The 15,730-nt window shown below is 64.1% G+C and carries 10 protein-coding genes and 1 pseudogene; 6 read left to right on the top strand and 5 right to left on the bottom strand.

What is annotated here, in order from left to right; all coding sequences use genetic code 11:
* Nucleotide 1: 1 nt before the first annotated feature.
* A complete protein-coding gene (gene topA / locus EH240_RS22700; protein WP_125002774.1) occupies nucleotides 2-2,569 on the bottom strand; it encodes a type I DNA topoisomerase in 2,568 nt (855 codons plus the stop codon).
* A 331-nt stretch (nucleotides 2,570-2,900) separates the two neighbouring features.
* Nucleotides 2,901-3,278: a COG4315 family predicted lipoprotein gene (locus tag EH240_RS22695; RefSeq protein WP_125002772.1), complete on the bottom strand. Its 378-nt coding sequence runs from the start codon at nucleotides 3,276-3,278 to the stop codon at nucleotides 2,901-2,903.
* A gap of 167 nt (nucleotides 3,279-3,445) precedes the next feature.
* On the opposite strand from EH240_RS22695, the gene EH240_RS22690 reads away from it, so the two are divergent.
* Both EH240_RS22690 and glmU read left to right on the top strand, forming a co-directional pair.
* Nucleotides 3,446-4,192, top strand: coding sequence for a cytochrome c biogenesis CcdA family protein (locus tag EH240_RS22690; protein WP_125002770.1), 747 nt, complete (start codon nucleotides 3,446-3,448; stop codon nucleotides 4,190-4,192).
* 140 nt (nucleotides 4,193-4,332) lie between these two features.
* A complete protein-coding gene (gene glmU / locus EH240_RS22685) occupies nucleotides 4,333-5,700 on the top strand; it encodes a bifunctional UDP-N-acetylglucosamine diphosphorylase/glucosamine-1-phosphate N-acetyltransferase GlmU (RefSeq protein ID WP_125002768.1) in 1,368 nt (455 codons plus the stop codon).
* A 6-nt stretch (nucleotides 5,701-5,706) separates the two neighbouring features.
* On the opposite strand, the gene EH240_RS22680 is transcribed toward glmU, so the two are convergent.
* Nucleotides 5,707-6,108: an MAPEG family protein gene (locus EH240_RS22680; protein WP_125002766.1), complete on the bottom strand. Its 402-nt coding sequence runs from the start codon at nucleotides 6,106-6,108 to the stop codon at nucleotides 5,707-5,709.
* Between the two features lie 303 nt (nucleotides 6,109-6,411).
* Between EH240_RS22680 and glmS the strand changes: the two genes are divergently transcribed.
* Nucleotides 6,412-8,235, top strand: coding sequence for a glutamine--fructose-6-phosphate transaminase (isomerizing) (gene glmS, locus EH240_RS22675; RefSeq protein WP_125002764.1), 1,824 nt, complete (start codon nucleotides 6,412-6,414; stop codon nucleotides 8,233-8,235).
* A gap of 188 nt (nucleotides 8,236-8,423) precedes the next feature.
* Here the strand turns inward: glmS and EH240_RS22670 are convergent.
* Nucleotides 8,424-8,710, bottom strand: a pseudogene (locus EH240_RS22670) (GIY-YIG nuclease family protein).
* A 274-nt stretch (nucleotides 8,711-8,984) separates the two neighbouring features.
* On the opposite strand from EH240_RS22670, the gene EH240_RS22665 reads away from it, so the two are divergent.
* Nucleotides 8,985-9,743: a DUF502 domain-containing protein gene (locus EH240_RS22665; RefSeq protein WP_125002761.1), complete on the top strand. Its 759-nt coding sequence runs from the start codon at nucleotides 8,985-8,987 to the stop codon at nucleotides 9,741-9,743.
* Here the strand turns inward: EH240_RS22665 and recG are convergent.
* Complete coding sequence (gene recG, locus EH240_RS22660) at nucleotides 9,695-11,803, bottom strand: ATP-dependent DNA helicase RecG (protein ID WP_125002759.1); 2,109 nt, start codon at nucleotides 11,801-11,803, stop codon at nucleotides 9,695-9,697. The two genes, EH240_RS22665 and recG, sit on opposite strands and share 49 nt — an antisense overlap.
* Nucleotides 11,804-11,896: 93 nt before the next feature.
* Between recG and EH240_RS22655 the strand changes: the two genes are divergently transcribed.
* Both EH240_RS22655 and mfd read left to right on the top strand, forming a co-directional pair.
* Nucleotides 11,897-12,184 (top strand): succinate dehydrogenase assembly factor 2, encoded by a 288-nt coding sequence (locus EH240_RS22655; RefSeq protein ID WP_125002757.1) that lies wholly within the window; start codon nucleotides 11,897-11,899, stop codon nucleotides 12,182-12,184.
* Between the two features lie 14 nt (nucleotides 12,185-12,198).
* Nucleotides 12,199-15,696: a transcription-repair coupling factor gene (gene mfd / locus EH240_RS22650; protein WP_125002754.1), complete on the top strand. Its 3,498-nt coding sequence runs from the start codon at nucleotides 12,199-12,201 to the stop codon at nucleotides 15,694-15,696.
* Nucleotides 15,697-15,730 lie beyond the last annotated feature (34 nt).

Raw genomic sequence — 15,730 nt, 5'->3', positions numbered from 1 at the left:
GCTAGCCTTTCTTAGCCGCCCTGCGGAAGGGCTTCTTGCCGCCTCCGCCCTTGGCTTCCTTCTCGGCAATCAGGGCGATTGCCTCTTCCATCGTCACCGATTGCGGGTCCTTGCCCTTCGGCAGCGTCGCATTGACCTTGCCGTAATTGACATAGGGGCCGTATTTGCCGTCGCGCACGACGATCTTGCCGCCGCCGTCGGGGTGCTCACCAATTTCCTTTAACGCTGCGGGCGTCGCGCCGTTGCGGCCGGCCTTGCCCTTCTGCTGCTTCTCGGCGATCACCGAGACTGCTCGGTTCAGCCCGATCGAGAACACGTCCTCGATGCTTTCGAGATTGGCATAGGTGCCGTCGTGCAGCACGAAGGGTCCGTAGCGCCCAAGACCGGCCGAGATCATCTTGCCGGTCTCCGGGTGCTTGCCGACGTCGCGGGGCAACGCCAGCAGGGCCAGCGCCTTTTCATGGTCGATCGATTCCGCGGTCCAGCCCTTGGGCAGGCTCGATCGCTTGGCGTCCTTGCCTTCGCCGCGCTGGATATAGGGGCCGAAGCGGCCGCTGCGCAGCGTGATCTCCTCGGCCGTGTACGGATCCTTGCCGAGCAGCCTGACGCCGTCCTCGCCATTGCCGTTCTCGCCATTGGGATTGGCGGCATCGCCGAGCTGGCGGGTGTAGGAGCATTCCGGATAGTTCGAGCAGCCGACGAAGGCGCCGAACTTGCCGAGCTTCAGGGACAGGTTGCCCGAGCCGCATTTCGGGCAGATGCGCGGGTTCGAGCCGTCCTCGCGCGCCGGAAACACCAGCGGCGCCAGCTCGTCGTTGAGGGCGTCGAGAACGTCCGTGACGCGCAGTTCCTTGATGTCGTCGACCGCCCCGGAAAAATCCTTCCAGAAATCGCGCAGCACGTCCTTCCATGCGAGCTTGCCATCGGAGATCTCGTCGAGCTTCTCCTCGAGCGAAGCGGTGAAGTCATATTCGACATAGCGCTCGAAGAAACTTTCGAGGAAGGCCGAGAGCAGCCGGCCCTTGGCCTGCGGCACCAGCTTGCGGCGGTCGATCGTGACGTAGTCGCGGTCCTCGAGCGTCTTCAGGATCGCCGTATAGGTCGACGGCCGGCCGATGCCGAGCTCTTCCAGCTTCTTGATCAGCGACGCCTCGGAGTAGCGCGGCGGCGGCTCGGTCGTGTGCTGGGTGGCGTTGATCGCTTGGCGGGCAAGCTGCTCGCCGGCGCGGATCTCGGGCAGACGGCGGCTTTCCTCGTCCTCCGCATCCTCCTCCTTCTGGTCGGTATAGGCGGCGATGAAGCCGTCGAAGCGCACGACCGAACCGACCGCGCGAAGCTCGGCGGTGCGGCCGCCATTGACCGCCTCGATCTCGACCGTGGTGCGCTCGATCTCTGCCGGCTGCATCTGGCTGGCGATGGCGCGCTTCCAGATCAGCTCGTAGAGACGCGCCTGGTCGGCATCGAGATATTGCCGCACCGATGCCGGCGTGCGCTTGAAATCGGTCGGGCGGATAGCTTCGTGGGCCTCTTGGGCGTTCTTGGCCTTGGTCGTGTAAAAACGCTGCTTTTCAGGCAGGTATTTTGCGCCGAATTCGCTCACGATGGCATCGCGCGCGGCCTCGATCGCCTCCGGCGCCATCTGCACGCCGTCGGTTCGCATATAGGTGATGAGGCCGGCCGTCTCGCCGCCGACATCCATGCCCTCATAGAGCCTCTGCGCCACCTGCATGGTGCGGTTGGCTGTGAAGCCGAGCCCGGAGGAGGCGGCCTGCTGCAGCGTCGAGGTTGTGAAGGGCGGACCAGGATTGCGCTTGGTGGGCTTGGCTTCGACCGACAGCGCCTTGAAGGTCGCGCCTTCCAGCATTGCCTTGATGTCGTCGGCCTGCGCCTTATTGGCGATGTCGAGCTTCTGCAGCTTCTTGCCGTCATAGGCGGTCAGCCGCGCCTCGAAGCTGTCGTTGCGCGGCGTGCCGAGGATGGCGGCGATCTGCCAGTATTCCTCGCGGATGAAGCGCTCGATCTCGGATTCGCGGTCGCTGACGAGGCGCAGCGCCACCGACTGCACGCGGCCGGCGGAGCGGGCGCCCGGCAGCTTGCGCCACAGCACAGGCGAGAGCGTGAAGCCGACGAGATAATCGAGCGCGCGGCGAGCGAGATAGGCATCGACCAGCGGCGCATCGATCTGGCGCGGATTGGCCATCGCCTCCAGCACCGAAGCCTTGGTGATGGCGTTGAAGACGACACGGCTGACGGATTTGTCCTTCAGCGCGCGCTTCTGCTTCAGCACTTCCAGCACATGCCAGGAGATCGCCTCGCCCTCGCGATCCGGGTCGGTCGCGAGGATTAGCCCATCGGCGTCCTTGACCGCCTTGGCGATGTCGGCAAGCCGCTTGCCCGAGGCGGTGTCGACCGACCAGGACATGGCAAAGTCCTCGTCCGGGCGCACCGAGCCGTCCTTGGCCGGCAGGTCGCGGACATGGCCGAACGAGGCCAGAACCTTATAGTTCTTGCCCAGATATTTGTTGATTGTCTTCGCCTTGGCCGGCGATTCGACGACGACGACGTCCATGAGGTCTCTTATCTGCTGTGAGGCGGCGGAAGAACTCCGCGGCGCACGACGAAATCCCACTCTTTTCGTCGCTCACATGGCCGTGCTTTTGCGATCGGTCAAGGGGAAGGAGCCAATTTGCGGAGTCGGCGCGATCGATACACTCTTAGAGTGTATGGCGAAGATCACATTTTTCGGGACGTGGCGGTTCGTGTCTTGAACCACCGGAAGACGATCGGATTACCGACGCGAGTCGACCGAGCGACAGAACCAATATCGAGGCGGACGCCGCCGGCGATGCAAACGGGCCGGCTGCCGGCAGACAGATATCCGGCAGCCAGTCTGGGAAAATTCAGTCGGCCGCCACGACGTGCCAGGCGCCGGCGACGCCCTCGCCGGTCATGTCGCCAGCCTTCTTGTCCTTGACGAAGGTATAGACCGGCTTGCCGTCATAGGCCCACATCCTGGTGCCGTCGGTGCGCTCGACGATCGTCCATTCGTCATCGGCCTTGGCGCCGGCCTCGGCCTTCAGCGGCGGCCAGTTGGCGGCGCATTTGTCGTAGCAGTTGGACTTGCCCTTCTCGTCCTTGTCATAGGTGTAAAGCGTCATGCCCATGGCATCAGTATAGATTTTCTTGCCGCCGACTTCGGCCTCCTTCCACGCCTCGGCGGCGTGGGATGCAACGGTGCCGAGTAACAGGGCCGCGAGCCCGAGTGCAATCGATTTCATGACAATCTCTCCCTGAGAACGAGCACGCGGCAATCGCGCGCCGTCCAATCAACGCGTAAGGGAGGCCGTTTCTTCCTCGGCTGGGCTACCTCGTGCCACACAATGGTGATTGGCATGGAGGCTCACGCATCGCTATATCGGCGCCAGCACAATCAGGGCCTCATGAAATGGCATTGGACGTCGGCTATGTCAGCGCGGTCGGAGCAGGGGCGATCTCGTTCCTGTCGCCTTGCGTGCTGCCGCTGGTGCCGCCCTATCTCTGCTACATGGCCGGCGTGTCCGTCGACGATTTCCGCGGCAATCAGGGCCTGACAGCGCGCGAAGGCGCGCGTGGCGCGCTGCTCTATGCCTCTTTAGCCTTCGTGCTCGGCTTCTCCACCGTCTTCGTCGCGCTTGGCGCCGGCGCATCGACCATCGGCCACCTCCTGCGGGTCTGGCAGGAACAACTGGCGATAGTCGCCGGTGCGCTGATCATCATCATGGGGCTGAACTTCCTCGGTATCCTGCGCATTCCGCTTTTGTCGCGCGAGGCGCGCTTCCGGTCGCGGGGCAAGCCAGCCAGCATGATCGCCGCCTATGTCATGGGGCTGGCCTTCGCCTTCGGCTGGACGCCGTGCATCGGTCCGGTGCTCGGGCCGATCCTGACGCTGGCCGGTGGGCGCGAGACGGTGGGCGAGGGTGCGCTGCTGCTCGCCGCCTATTCGCTCGGCCTCGGCATTCCCTTCCTGATCGCTGCGCTGTTTTCAGGCGCCTTCATGCGCTTCCTGGGAAAATTCCGTGTCCATCTCGGTCGCGTCGAAAAAGCGATCGGCGCGCTGCTGGTCGTCGCCGGCGTGTTTTTCCTGACCGGCGGGATGCAAAGCGCGTCGTACTGGTTGCTGGAGAATTTCCCCGCGCTGGGACAGCTGGGGTAGTCTTGTCAGGATCGAACCGTGGACCCGCTGATTAAGAGTCAGCGGCTTCGCCATCTCACCGGAATTTAACCGCATTGGTGCAGCATGACGCCGCTGCTAGCATGCTTTGATTCAAACGCTGTTCATACGGTTGCCCTTTCATGAGCCAGAGATCCTGCCTGTCCGTCATCCTCGCCGCCGGCGAAGGCACTCGCATGAAGAGCGCGCTGCCGAAGGTGCTGCACGCCATTGCCGGGCTGCCGATGGTGGCGCACGTGGTGAAGGCCGCCGAGGCCGCCGGGGCGACGGGTCTGGCGCTGGTGATCGGCCATGGCGCCGAGGAGATGCGCAAGGCGGCACAGAAATTCGCGCCGAAAGCGGAAACCTTCGTGCAGGAGAAGCGGCTTGGCACCGCGCATGCCGTGCTTGCCGCGCGCGAAGCGATATCAAAGGGTTACGACGATATTCTCGTCATGTTCGGCGACACACCGCTGATCGATGCGGAAGCGCTGGCGACCGCGCGGCAGAAGCTGGCGGAGGGCGCTGCCGTCGCGGTCATCGGTTTCCGGCCGCCCGATCCGACCGGCTACGGCCGGCTGATCGAGAAGGGTGGCCGGCTCGTCGCCATCCGCGAGGAGAAGGACTGCTCCGAAGAGGAGAAGACGATCGGCTTCTGCAATGCCGGGATGATGGCGGTGGCCGGCAAGTACGCGCTCGAACTGCTCGATCAGGTCGGCAACCGGAATGCCAAGGGCGAGTTCTATCTGACCGACATCGTCGAGATCGCCGGCGAGAAGGGCCTCGAAGTGGTCGCCACGGAAGCCGGTTTGGAGAGCGCGCTCGGCATCAACAACCGGGCCGAGCTCGCCGAGGCGGAAGCCATCTGGCAGGCGCGCCGGCGGCGCGAGGCGATGCTTGCGGGCGTGACGCTGATCGCGCCGGAAACGGTCTATTTCTCGCACGACACCGAAATCGGCGCCGATACGATCGTCGAGCCGAATGTCTGGTTCGGACCTGGCGTCAAGATTGCGTCAGGCGCCAAGATCCACGCTTTCAGCCATATCGAGGGCGCGACGATCGCGTCCAATTGCGATGTCGGGCCGTTCGCGCGGCTGCGGCCGGGCGCCGATCTCAGGCAAAAAGCCAAGGTCGGCAATTTCTGCGAGGTCAAGCAGGCGACGATCGAGGAAGGCGCCAAGGTCAACCACCTGACCTATATCGGCGACGCGCGCGTCGGCGCGGCGGCAAACATCGGTGCCGGCACCATCACCTGCAACTATGATGGCTACTCGAAATTCTTCACCGACATCGGCGAAGGCGCTTTCGTAGGCTCGAACTCCTCGCTGGTCGCGCCTGTCACGATCGGCAAGGGCGGCTACATCGCCTCGGGCAGCGTGATCACCGAGAGCGTGCCGGACGATGCGCTGGCCTTTGGCCGCGCCCGCCAGAAGACGCTGCCCGGCAAGGGCAAGGAATTGCGGGAACGTTTTGCTTCGGCAGCGGCGGCGAGGAAGAAGGCGGCTGAGTAGTTTGGGTCAGGGCTGCGCAAACCATAGATAGACGATCCTCCCAAGAGCGCCGAGCAGCAACGCAAAGGCCGCCAACGACTGGATGAGGAATCCGGGATATCGCCTCAGCGGCGCGGACAGATATCCGACGAAGTAGGCGATGCGGCCGATCAGCCACAAAAGGCCGAGACCGGCGGCCCAGCCCGGGCTCCAATAGATGGCGAACAGCCACATAGCCGGCAGGAAGATCGGCAGCCACTCGATCGTGTTCAAATGCGCGCGGATGGCCCGTTCGAGCCGAGGGTCTCCTGTCATGGTCGGCGCAAGGATCCCGGTCTTGGAATGCGTTCGGGCTACCGCCAGCGCCATGCCGAATATAGTCAGACCGCACAAAAGCGTGACGATCGCCACCGGGTAATATTGCTCCATCTTGGATCCCCTTCGTCAGTTTGTCAGACATAGCCGCCGCTCGCTTGGATGCCGTCTGCCAAGTGTCGTAGATGGAGTGCGGCCGAGCGCCAACAATGGATTTGCGGCCGCAAAGATGAACGATCGGAATCCAAGGGGCCTGAAAAGCCGAGCAATTCGAGTAACGGGATTGCAAGAGCGGCCTGTCATGTTGCATGACCAAAAACCGTTCCGCTGACACGGAACGAAACGCAAAGTGACTTTCGCGGCAGACCGGCAATCCCTAGATAGCGCTGGGTTTCCGCGGGGAATCGGGGGCAGCGCATGTGCGGTATCGTCGGAATTGTCGGCCAGCAACAGGTGGCGCCGCTCATCGTCGACGCGCTGAAGCGGCTGGAATATCGCGGCTATGACTCCGCCGGCGTCGCCACCATCGAGAATGGCCAGCTCGGGCGCCGCCGCGCCGAAGGCAAGCTGATCAACCTCGAGCGGCGGCTGAAGGAAGAGCCGCTGGACGGCACGATCGGCATCGGCCACACGCGCTGGGCGACGCATGGCGTGCCCAACGAGACCAATGCGCATCCGCATTTTTCCGACGGCGTCGCCATCGTCCACAACGGCATCATCGAGAATTTCGCCGAGCTGCGCGACGAGCTTGTCCGTGACGGCTACAAATTCTCCTCGCAGACCGACACCGAGGTTGTCGCGCATCTGGTGGCGCGCGAATTGGCCAAGGGGCTGAAGCCGGTCGAGGCCGCGCACCAGGCATTGAAGCGGCTCTCGGGCGCCTTCGCGCTGGCGATCATGTTCAAGGGCGACGAGGACCTGATCGTCGGCGCCCGCAACGGTCCGCCATTGGCTGTCGGCCATGGCGACGGCGAAATGTTCCTGGGATCCGACGCCATCGCGCTGGCACCCTTCACCAATTCCATCACCTATCTGGAAGACGGCGACTGGGCTGTGGTGCGCCGCAACAGCGTCGCGATTTACGATATCGACGGCAACCAGGTCGACCGCAAGCGCCAGCAGTCGCTGTCGACCAGCTTCATGGTCGACAAGGGCAATCGCCGCCACTTCATGGAAAAGGAAATCCATGAGCAGCCGGAGGTGATCTCCCACACGCTGGCGCACTACGTCGATTTCGTCTCCGGCGTCTCGAAGCCGCTGGAGCTGCCCTTCGATTTTGCCAAGATCGGCCGGCTGGCGCTCTCGGCCTGCGGCACCGCCTATCTGGCCGGGCTGATCAGCAAATACTGGTTCGAGCGCTACGCGCGACTGCCGGTCGACATCGATGTCGCCTCGGAATTCCGCTATCGCGAGATGCCGCTGTCGGCGAACGACGCGGCCATCTTCATCTCGCAATCGGGCGAGACCGCCGACACGCTGGCCTCGCTGCGCTATTGCCGCCAAGCCGGCATGAAGATCGGCGCCGTCGTCAATGTGCGCGAATCGACCATGGCGCGCGAATCCGATGTCGTCCTGCCGACGCTGGCCGGGCCGGAAATCGGCGTCGCCTCGACCAAGGCCTTCACCTGCCAGTTGTCCGTTCTCGCTGCGCTGGCGGTGCGCGCCGGCGTGGCGCGCGGCACGATCTCGCGCGACGAGGAGAGGCGTCTGGTGCGCGAGCTTTCCGAGGCGCCGCGCTTCGCCACCCAGGTGCTGAAGCTCGACGAGCAGATCGAACGCATCGCGCGCGAGCTCTCCCGTTACAAGGACGTGCTCTATCTCGGCCGCGACACCAATTTCCCTTTAGCCATGGAAGGGGCGCTGAAGCTCAAGGAAATCTCCTATATCCATGCCGAAGGCTATGCCGGCGGCGAGCTGAAGCACGGACCGATCGCGCTGATCGACGAGAATATGCCGGTCATCGTCATCGCCCCGCATGACCGCATCTTCGAAAAGACCGTGTCGAACATGCAGGAGGTGGCGGCGCGCGGCGGCAAGATCATCCTGATCACCGACGCCAAGGGCGCTGCCCAGGCGGGCATCAAGACGATGGAGACGATCATCCTGCCCGACGTGCCGGAAATCATCTCGCCAATCATCTACGCGCTGCCGATCCAGATGCTCGCCTATTTCACAGCCGTGTTCATGGGCACCGATGTCGACCAGCCGCGCAATCTGGCGAAGTCGGTGACGGTGGAATAGAATTCGTTGCGGTAGAAAGGCTGCGGGTGACGTGCCGAGTTGCTTGTTTCGCGCCTAGCATTCGAAATGCAGTTGCCGCTGGCCCTTGTTTCGTCATCCACGGGCGGAGCAGGAGCGAAGCGACTGCGCAGACCCGAGGATCCATTCCGTGACGTTTGCGGCGGATCAAAGCCGTGCAGAATTAGGCACTACCACCCGGTGCCGCGGAAAAGCTCGAACCACTCCGGATTCGTCTTTTCGATCAATTCGATCTTCCATTGGCGCGGCCAGCGTTTAGTGACTTCTCGCGCTGGGTCGCATCACGAATGTCGAAATACTCTTCGTACCAAACCAAGCGCTCTACGCCGTACCGTCTGGTTAAGCGGGCGCCGGCACCGGATTTGTGCTCTGGCATTCGGCGGCCGAGATCGTTTGTGACACCGATATAGATAGTGCCGCGCTTTCGGCTCGCAGTCATATAGACATAACCTGTCATGAAAGAAGGATAACGGCCAGACGATCAGGCAGCCATCCCGAGATGTTGTATTCTTCGGCAGACGTCACGGAATGGATCCTCGGGTCTGCGCAGTCGCTTCGCGCCTGCTCCGCCCGTGGATGACGAAGGGAAGGATGTTCCGGCCAATCGCGAACGGAAGCGGATTTTGTTGCTTGGGAGTCGTGGGCATGACGAACGTTCTTTAAAAACTTCGCAATTCCAAACCGGCTCGCGGTTTATTAATCTGGCGTCGCAACCTGCGCCGCGGTGAACCATGTCGGATGCTTCCAAGACCTCAGGCATGACCCGGCTGAGGAACTATTTCCTGACCGGCTTCGTCGTCTGCGCGCCGCTGGCGATCACTGCCTATATCGCCTGGTCCTTGATCGGCTGGGTCGATTCCTGGGTGAAGCCCTACATTCCCGCGCGCTACAACCCCGATACCTACCTGCCTTTCCCGGTTCCCGGCTTCGGGCTGATCGTCGCGCTTGTGCTGATCACCTTCATCGGCTTCATGACCGCAAACATCGTCGGTCGCGCCATCGTCAATTTCGGCGAGCGGCTGCTCGGCCGCATGCCGCTGGTGCGAGGCATCTATGGCTCGCTGAAACAGATCTTCCAGACAGTGCTGTCGAACAAGGGCGACATGTTCCGCCAGGTCGGGCTGGTGGAATATCCGCGAAAAGGGGTGTGGTCGCTGGTCTTCGTGGCCAGCGAGAAGGAAACCGAGATCAACCAGAAGCTCGACCAGGAAGGCGATCCGCTGATCGCGGTGTTCATGCCGTGCACGCCGAACCCGACCACTGGCTTCCTGATGTATGTGCCTAAATCCGAGATCGTGCTGCTCGACATGACCATCGAGGACGGCGCCAAGCTGATCGTTTCGGCCGGCTTGGTGGCGCCTGAGGTCATGCCCGAGATAGTGGCGCTGAACGGCGAGGCGATCAAAGGACCGCTCGCCAACCCGCCGCTCGGCGCCGGACCTCAGCCGGCGCGCAGCAAGCGCACCGCTTCATCGCGCCCGAACAGGTAGAGCAAGAGGCGAAGCGCCTGGCCGCGTTCGGACTGCAGCTCCGGGTCGCGCGACAGGATGAGCCTGGCATCGTCGCGGGCGGCCTCGAGCAGGTCGGCATGGAATTCGATGCGCGCCACCTGGAAGCCCGGCGTGCCGGATTGGCGGGTGCCCAGCAACTCGCCTTCGCCGCGCAGCTTCAGATCCTCCTCGGCGATGCGGAAGCCGTCTTCGGTCTCGCGCATCACCGAAAGCCGCCGTTTTGCCGTCTCGCCTAGCGGGTCCTTGTAGAGCAGCACGCAGGAGGAGGACCGGTCGCCGCGCCCGACCCGGCCGCGCAGCTGGTGCAACTGCGCAAGGCCGAAACGCTCGGCATGCTCGATGACCATGATCGTGGCGTCCGGCACGTCGACGCCGACCTCGATGACGGTGGTGGCGATCAATATGCGCGTCTCGCCTTGCTTGAAAGCGCGCATCGCTTCGTCCTTTTCCGCGCCCTTCATGCGCCCATGCACCAGGCCGATCCGGTCGCCGAACAGCGGCTTCAGCGAAGCAAAACGGTCTTCCGCCGACATCAGCTTGATTTCTTCGGATTCCTCGACCAGCGGGCAGATCCAGTAGATTTTCTGGCCTTCGGCCACCGCATCGCGCATGCGCTCGACCAGTTCGTCCAGCCGCTCCAGCGGCAAGGTGACGGTGCGGATGGGCTGGCGGCCGGCGGGTTTCTCGGTGAGCTTCGAGACGTCCATATCGCCGAAGGCGGTCAGCACCAGCGTGCGCGGGATCGGTGTCGCCGTCATCACCAGCATATCCGGCGCGTCGCCCTTGGCGGTGATGGCAAGCCGCTGGTGGACGCCGAACCGATGCTGCTCGTCGACGACGGCAAGCACGAGATCGTGGAAGGTCACCGTTTCCTGGAACAGTGCGTGGGTGCCGACGACGATGTCGATCGCACCGCTGGTAAGGCCCTCCAGCGTTTCGCTGCGCTCGCGGCCCTTCTCGCGGCCGGTCAGGATGGCGACGCGCAGGCCGGCTTTTTCTGCCAGCGGCGCGATGGTCGACAGGTGCTGGCGCGCAAGTATTTCGGTCGGCGCCATCAGCGCCGCCTGGCCGCCGGCCTCGACCGCGCGTCCCATGGCAAGCAGCGCCACCACCGTCTTGCCGGAGCCGACATCGCCCTGCAGCAGGCGCAGCATGCGTTCGGGATCGGCCAGATCGGCATTGATTTCGCCGAGCGCAAATTCCTGACTAGGCGTGAGCTTGTAGGGCAGGGCTTCGCGCAGTTTCTCGACGATGCGGCCGTCGCCGACCAGCGGCCGGCCCGACAGACGGCGGATCTTGGCCCGCACCAGCGCCAGCGACACTTGGCCGGCCAGGAACTCGTCATAGGCAAGGCGACGCCAGGCCGAACCCTCGACCGCGACGTCGAGCGGGTCCTTCGGGTTGTGAATGCGGGCGAGCGCGTCGCCGAAGGACGGAAAGGTGTGTCGGCGCATGAAGGCGTCGTCCTGCCATTCCGGAAATTCCGGCAGGCGGCCCAGCGCTTGTCCGATGGCGCGGCGCAGCACCTTGGCCGACAGGCCGGCGGTGAGCGGATAGACCGGCTCGACCAGCGGCAGGCCCTCGGCCTCGTCGATCGGTGCGATATGGTCGGGATGGACCATGGTTGGGCGGCCGTTGAACCATTCCATGCGGCCGGAGATCACGACGCGCTCGCCTTCCGGCAGCATCTTCTGCAGATAGGCGGCGTGGGCGTGGAAGAAGGTCAGCGCGATCTCGCCGGTGTCGTCATGGGCGTAGACCCGGTAGGGCACGGACCTGTTGCCGCGCGGCGGCGGCTGATGGCGGTCGACCCGCACCTCGAGCGTGACGATCTGGCCTTCGGCGGAAAGCGCTATGCCGGGGCGGTTGCGCCGGTCGATCACCGTGTTGGGCAAGACGAACAGAAGGTCGGCGGCGCGTGCGGGACGGTCGCCGAGATCGGCTGGCACGACCCTTTCGATCAGCGTCCCGACTTTCGGGCCGACGCCGGCAAGCGAGGTGATCGGGACGAACAGGGGATCGAGGACGGAGGGACGCATCTTGTCAGCTTATGTCGCGACGGGCGCAGCGCAAAGGCTGACACCGTCTTCTATCCACGCTATATGCGCCGCTTCGAACAGGGACGCGGCACGATGACCGGAACGCAGCGATCAAGCGAGGGGCTCGACGCCCGCCGGCGTAAGCTGCTGTTCCGCTCCCGGCATCGCGGCATGCGCGAGATGGACCTCATCCTTGGTTCCTTCGCCGATGCCGAGATCGGCGCCTTGACCGGCGATGAAATCGACCAATATGAAATGCTTCTCGAAATCCCCGACACCGAATTCCTGCCGATGATCACCGGTGAACGCCCGGTTCCGCCTGATATCGATTGCGCGGTGCTGCAGAAGATCCTGGCGTCGCGACGGACCAAGACCTTTTGAAAAACGCTTAACCCATGAGCCTCATTCCCTCCATCGGCCTGCCGAAAGGCCGCGCCGGCCAGTTCATCGTCGACGGTGTCGCCGACGGCTACGAAGCCTTCGCGCTGGTGCAAACGGCGCACGAGATCGCGCCCGACAAGCCAGTGCTGTTCGTCGCGCGCGACGGACAGCGGCTGCCGGCGATCATCGATGCGCTCGCCTTCGCGGCGCCCGGACTGCCGGTGCTGGAACTGCCTGCCTGGGATTGCCTGCCTTACGACCGTGTCTCACCGGGCGCGGACGCTGCGGCGCGACGGCGCGACGCGCTTTCCGCCATCATTGCGCTCGCCAGGAAGCCGCATCGCGCCGTGATCCTCACCACCGCCAACGCGCTCCTGCAGCGCATTCCGCCGGCCGGGCTGATCGAAGCGCAGACTTTCCATGCCAAGCCCGGCAACCAGATCGACATGAACGTGTTGATCGCGCGGCTGGAGAATTCCGGTTTCGAGCGCGTGCCGACGGTGCGCGACGTCGGCGAGTTCGCGGTGCGCGGCGGCATCCTCGACCTGTTCGCGCCCGGCTGGAGCGAGGCGCTGAGGCTCGACTTCTTCGGCGACACTCTGGAATCGATCCGCGTCTTCGACGTGGCGACCCAGCGCACAACCGGTCAGCGCAAGTCGATGGCGCTGCAGGCGATGAGCGAGGTGGCGCTGACGCCGGAGACGATCAGCCGCTTCCGCCGCTCCTATATCGAGGCTTTCGGCGCGCCATCGCGCGACGACGCGCTCTATGCGGCGGTCAGCGAGGGCCGACGCTTTGCCGGCATGGAGCATTGGCTGCCGTTCTTCTACGAGCGCTTGGAGACGGTGTTCGACTATCTGCCGGATGCGCCTGTGGTCTTCGACCATCTGGCGCATGAGGCGCTGGCCGAGCGCCACACGCTGATCCTCGACCACTATGAGGCCCGCCGGAAGCAGGCCGACAGCGCATTGAAGGATGCGGTGCCCTACAAGCCGGTGGCGCCGGATCTGCTCTATCTCTCGCCGGAAAATCTCAAAGCTTCGCTCGGGCCGCGCGAGGACATCGACTTCACCGTCTTCGATGCGCCCGATGTCGGGGGCAGACGAGTCTTCCACGCGGGCTCGCGGCATGGCCGCAGCTTCGCCGAGCAGCGCGCCGATCCCGCCATCAATGTCTTCGATGTGGTCGTAAAGCACATTGCCGACGAGCGCGCCGCGCGCCGCCGCGTCATCGTCGCCGGCTGGACCGAAGGCTCGCTCGACCGTCTCAGCCAGATCCTCGCCGAGCACCATCTCGGCAACCTCAAGCCCGTCGCCACGCTTGCCGAGGTCGAAAAGCTCGGGCCGGGGCAGGCGGGGCTCGCCGTGCTGCCGCTCGAATCCGGCTTCGAAACCGACGATATGGTGGTCGTCGCCGAGCAGGACATTCTCGGCGACAGGCTGATCCGCCGTTCGAAACGCAAAAAGAAGGCTTCCGACTTCATTGCCGAGGCCACGTCGCTGTCCTCGGGCGATATCGTCGTCCATGCCGATCACGGCATCGGCCGCTTCATCGGCCTGCGCACCATCGAGGCGGTCGGCGCACCGCATGACTGCCTGGAGATCCACTATGCCGGCGACGACCGGCTGTTCCTGCCGGTCGAAAATATCGAGCTCCTGTCGCGCTACGGCTCGGATTCGGCGGAAGCGACGCTCGACAAGCTCGGCGGCGGCGCCTGGCAGGCGCGCAAGGCGCGGCTGAAGCGCCGCCTGCTCGACATGGCAGGACAATTGATCCGCATCGCCGCCGAGCGGCAGATGCGCGCCGCGCCGGCCATGATCCCGGCCGACGGCCTCTATGGCGAGTTCGCGGCGCGCTTCCCTTATGAGGAAACCGACGACCAGCAGACAGCAATCGATTCCGTCACGGACGATCTCGGCGCAGGCAAGCCGATGGACCGGCTGATCTGCGGTGACGTCGGCTTCGGTAAGACGGAAGTGGCGCTGCGCGCCGCCTTCATCGCTGCGATGGAAGGGTTCCAAGTTGCGGTGGTCGTACCGACGACGCTGCTGTCGCGGCAGCACTTCAAGACCTTCTCGCAACGTTTCTCCGGCCTGCCGATCCGCATTGGGCAGGCTTCGCGCCTGGTCGGCTCCAAGGAATTGGCCGAGACCAAGAAGGGGGTTGCCGACGGCACGATCGACATCGTCGTCGGCACGCATGCGCTGCTCGGCAGCTCGATCTCGTTCAAGAATCTTGGCCTGCTGATCATCGACGAAGAGCAGCATTTCGGCGTCAAGCACAAGGAGCGGCTGAAGGAGCTGAAGAACGACGTGCATGTGCTGACGCTGTCGGCGACGCCGATCCCGCGTACGCTGCAGCTGGCGCTGACGGGCGTGCGCGAGCTGTCGCTGATCGCCACGCCGCCGGTCGACCGCATGGCGGTGCGCACCTTCATCTCGCCCTTTGATCCGCTGGTCATCCGCGAGACGCTGCTGCGCGAACGCTATCGCGGCGGGCATTCCTTCTATGTCGTGCCGCGCATCAGCGATCTTTCGGAAATCCATGATTTCCTGAAGGAATCCGTGCCGGAGCTGAAGGTGGCGGTCGCCCACGGCCAGATGCCGGCCGGCGAGCTCGACGACATCATGAACGCCTTCTACGACGGCCAGTACGACGTACTTCTTTCGACCACCATCGTCGAGTCCGGCCTCGACATCCCGACCGCCAACACGCTGATCATTCACCGCGCCGACATGTTCGGTCTGGCCCAGCTCTACCAGCTGCGCGGCCGCGTCGGCCGCTCGAAGGTGCGCGCCTATGCGCTGTTCACGCTGCCGGCCAAACGCAAGCTCACCGACACGGCCGAGCGCCGGCTGAAGGTGCTGCAGTCGCTCGACACGCTCGGTGCCGGCTTCCAGCTTGCCAGCCACGACCTCGATATCCGAGGCGCCGGCAATCTCCTCGGCGAGGAACAGTCCGGGCACATCAAGGAGGTCGGTTTCGAGCTCTACCAGCAGATGCTGGAAGAGGCGGTGGCCGAGGTGAAGGATTCGGGCGAGGCGCAGGACGGCGGCTGGTCGCCGCAGATCGCGGTGGGCACCGCCGTGATGATCCCGGAAAGCTATGTGCCGGACCTGCAGCTCAGGATGGCGCTCTACCGCCGCCTTGGCGACCTCGAAACCACCGAGGAAATCGACGGCTTCGGCGCCGAGTTGATCGACCGTTTCGGGCCGCTGCCGGAGGAGGTGACGCATCTGTTGAAGATCGTCTTCATCAAAATGCTTTGCCGCAAAGCCAATGTCGAGAAGCTCGATGCCGGCCCCAAGGGCGTCGTCGTCCATTTCCGCAAGCGCGAATTCCCCAATCCGGTCGGGCTGGTCAAGTTCATCGGCGAGCAGGGCTCGCTGGCCAAGATCAGGGCCGACCACAGCGTGGTGTTCATCCGCGACTGGCCGAATGCGGAGAAACGCCTGGCCGGCTCGGCGGTGGTAATGACGCAATTGGCGCGGTTGGTCGACAAAGCCGCCTAAGGCAGGTGAAGCCATTCGCCACTGCTGAAATTCC

The sequence above is a fragment of the Mesorhizobium tamadayense genome, assembly GCF_003863365.1.
Lineage (GTDB): Bacteria > Pseudomonadota > Alphaproteobacteria > Rhizobiales > Rhizobiaceae > Mesorhizobium > Mesorhizobium tamadayense.
Note: the sequence above shows the minus strand (reverse complement) of the source record. Positions and strands in the feature narration are given on the sequence as shown.

Excerpts from the sequence above, each read along its gene's own strand:
- recG (WP_125002759.1), bottom strand. The coding sequence starts at position 11,803 with ATGCGTCCCTCCGTCCTCGATCCCCTGTTCGTCCCGATCACCTCGCTT.
- EH240_RS22695 (WP_125002772.1), bottom strand. The coding sequence starts at position 3,278 with ATGAAATCGATTGCACTCGGGCTCGCGGCCCTGTTACTCGGCACCGTT.
- glmU (WP_125002768.1), top strand. The coding sequence starts at position 4,333 with ATGAGCCAGAGATCCTGCCTGTCCGTCATCCTCGCCGCCGGCGAAGGC.
- mfd (WP_125002754.1), top strand. The coding sequence starts at position 12,199 with ATGAGCCTCATTCCCTCCATCGGCCTGCCGAAAGGCCGCGCCGGCCAG.
- EH240_RS22680 (WP_125002766.1), bottom strand. The coding sequence starts at position 6,108 with ATGGAGCAATATTACCCGGTGGCGATCGTCACGCTTTTGTGCGGTCTG.
- topA (WP_125002774.1), bottom strand. The coding sequence starts at position 2,569 with ATGGACGTCGTCGTCGTCGAATCGCCGGCCAAGGCGAAGACAATCAAC.
- EH240_RS22655 (WP_125002757.1), top strand. The coding sequence starts at position 11,897 with ATGACCGGAACGCAGCGATCAAGCGAGGGGCTCGACGCCCGCCGGCGT.
- glmS (WP_125002764.1), top strand. The coding sequence starts at position 6,412 with ATGTGCGGTATCGTCGGAATTGTCGGCCAGCAACAGGTGGCGCCGCTC.
- EH240_RS22690 (WP_125002770.1), top strand. The coding sequence starts at position 3,446 with ATGGCATTGGACGTCGGCTATGTCAGCGCGGTCGGAGCAGGGGCGATC.
- EH240_RS22665 (WP_125002761.1), top strand. The coding sequence starts at position 8,985 with ATGTCGGATGCTTCCAAGACCTCAGGCATGACCCGGCTGAGGAACTAT.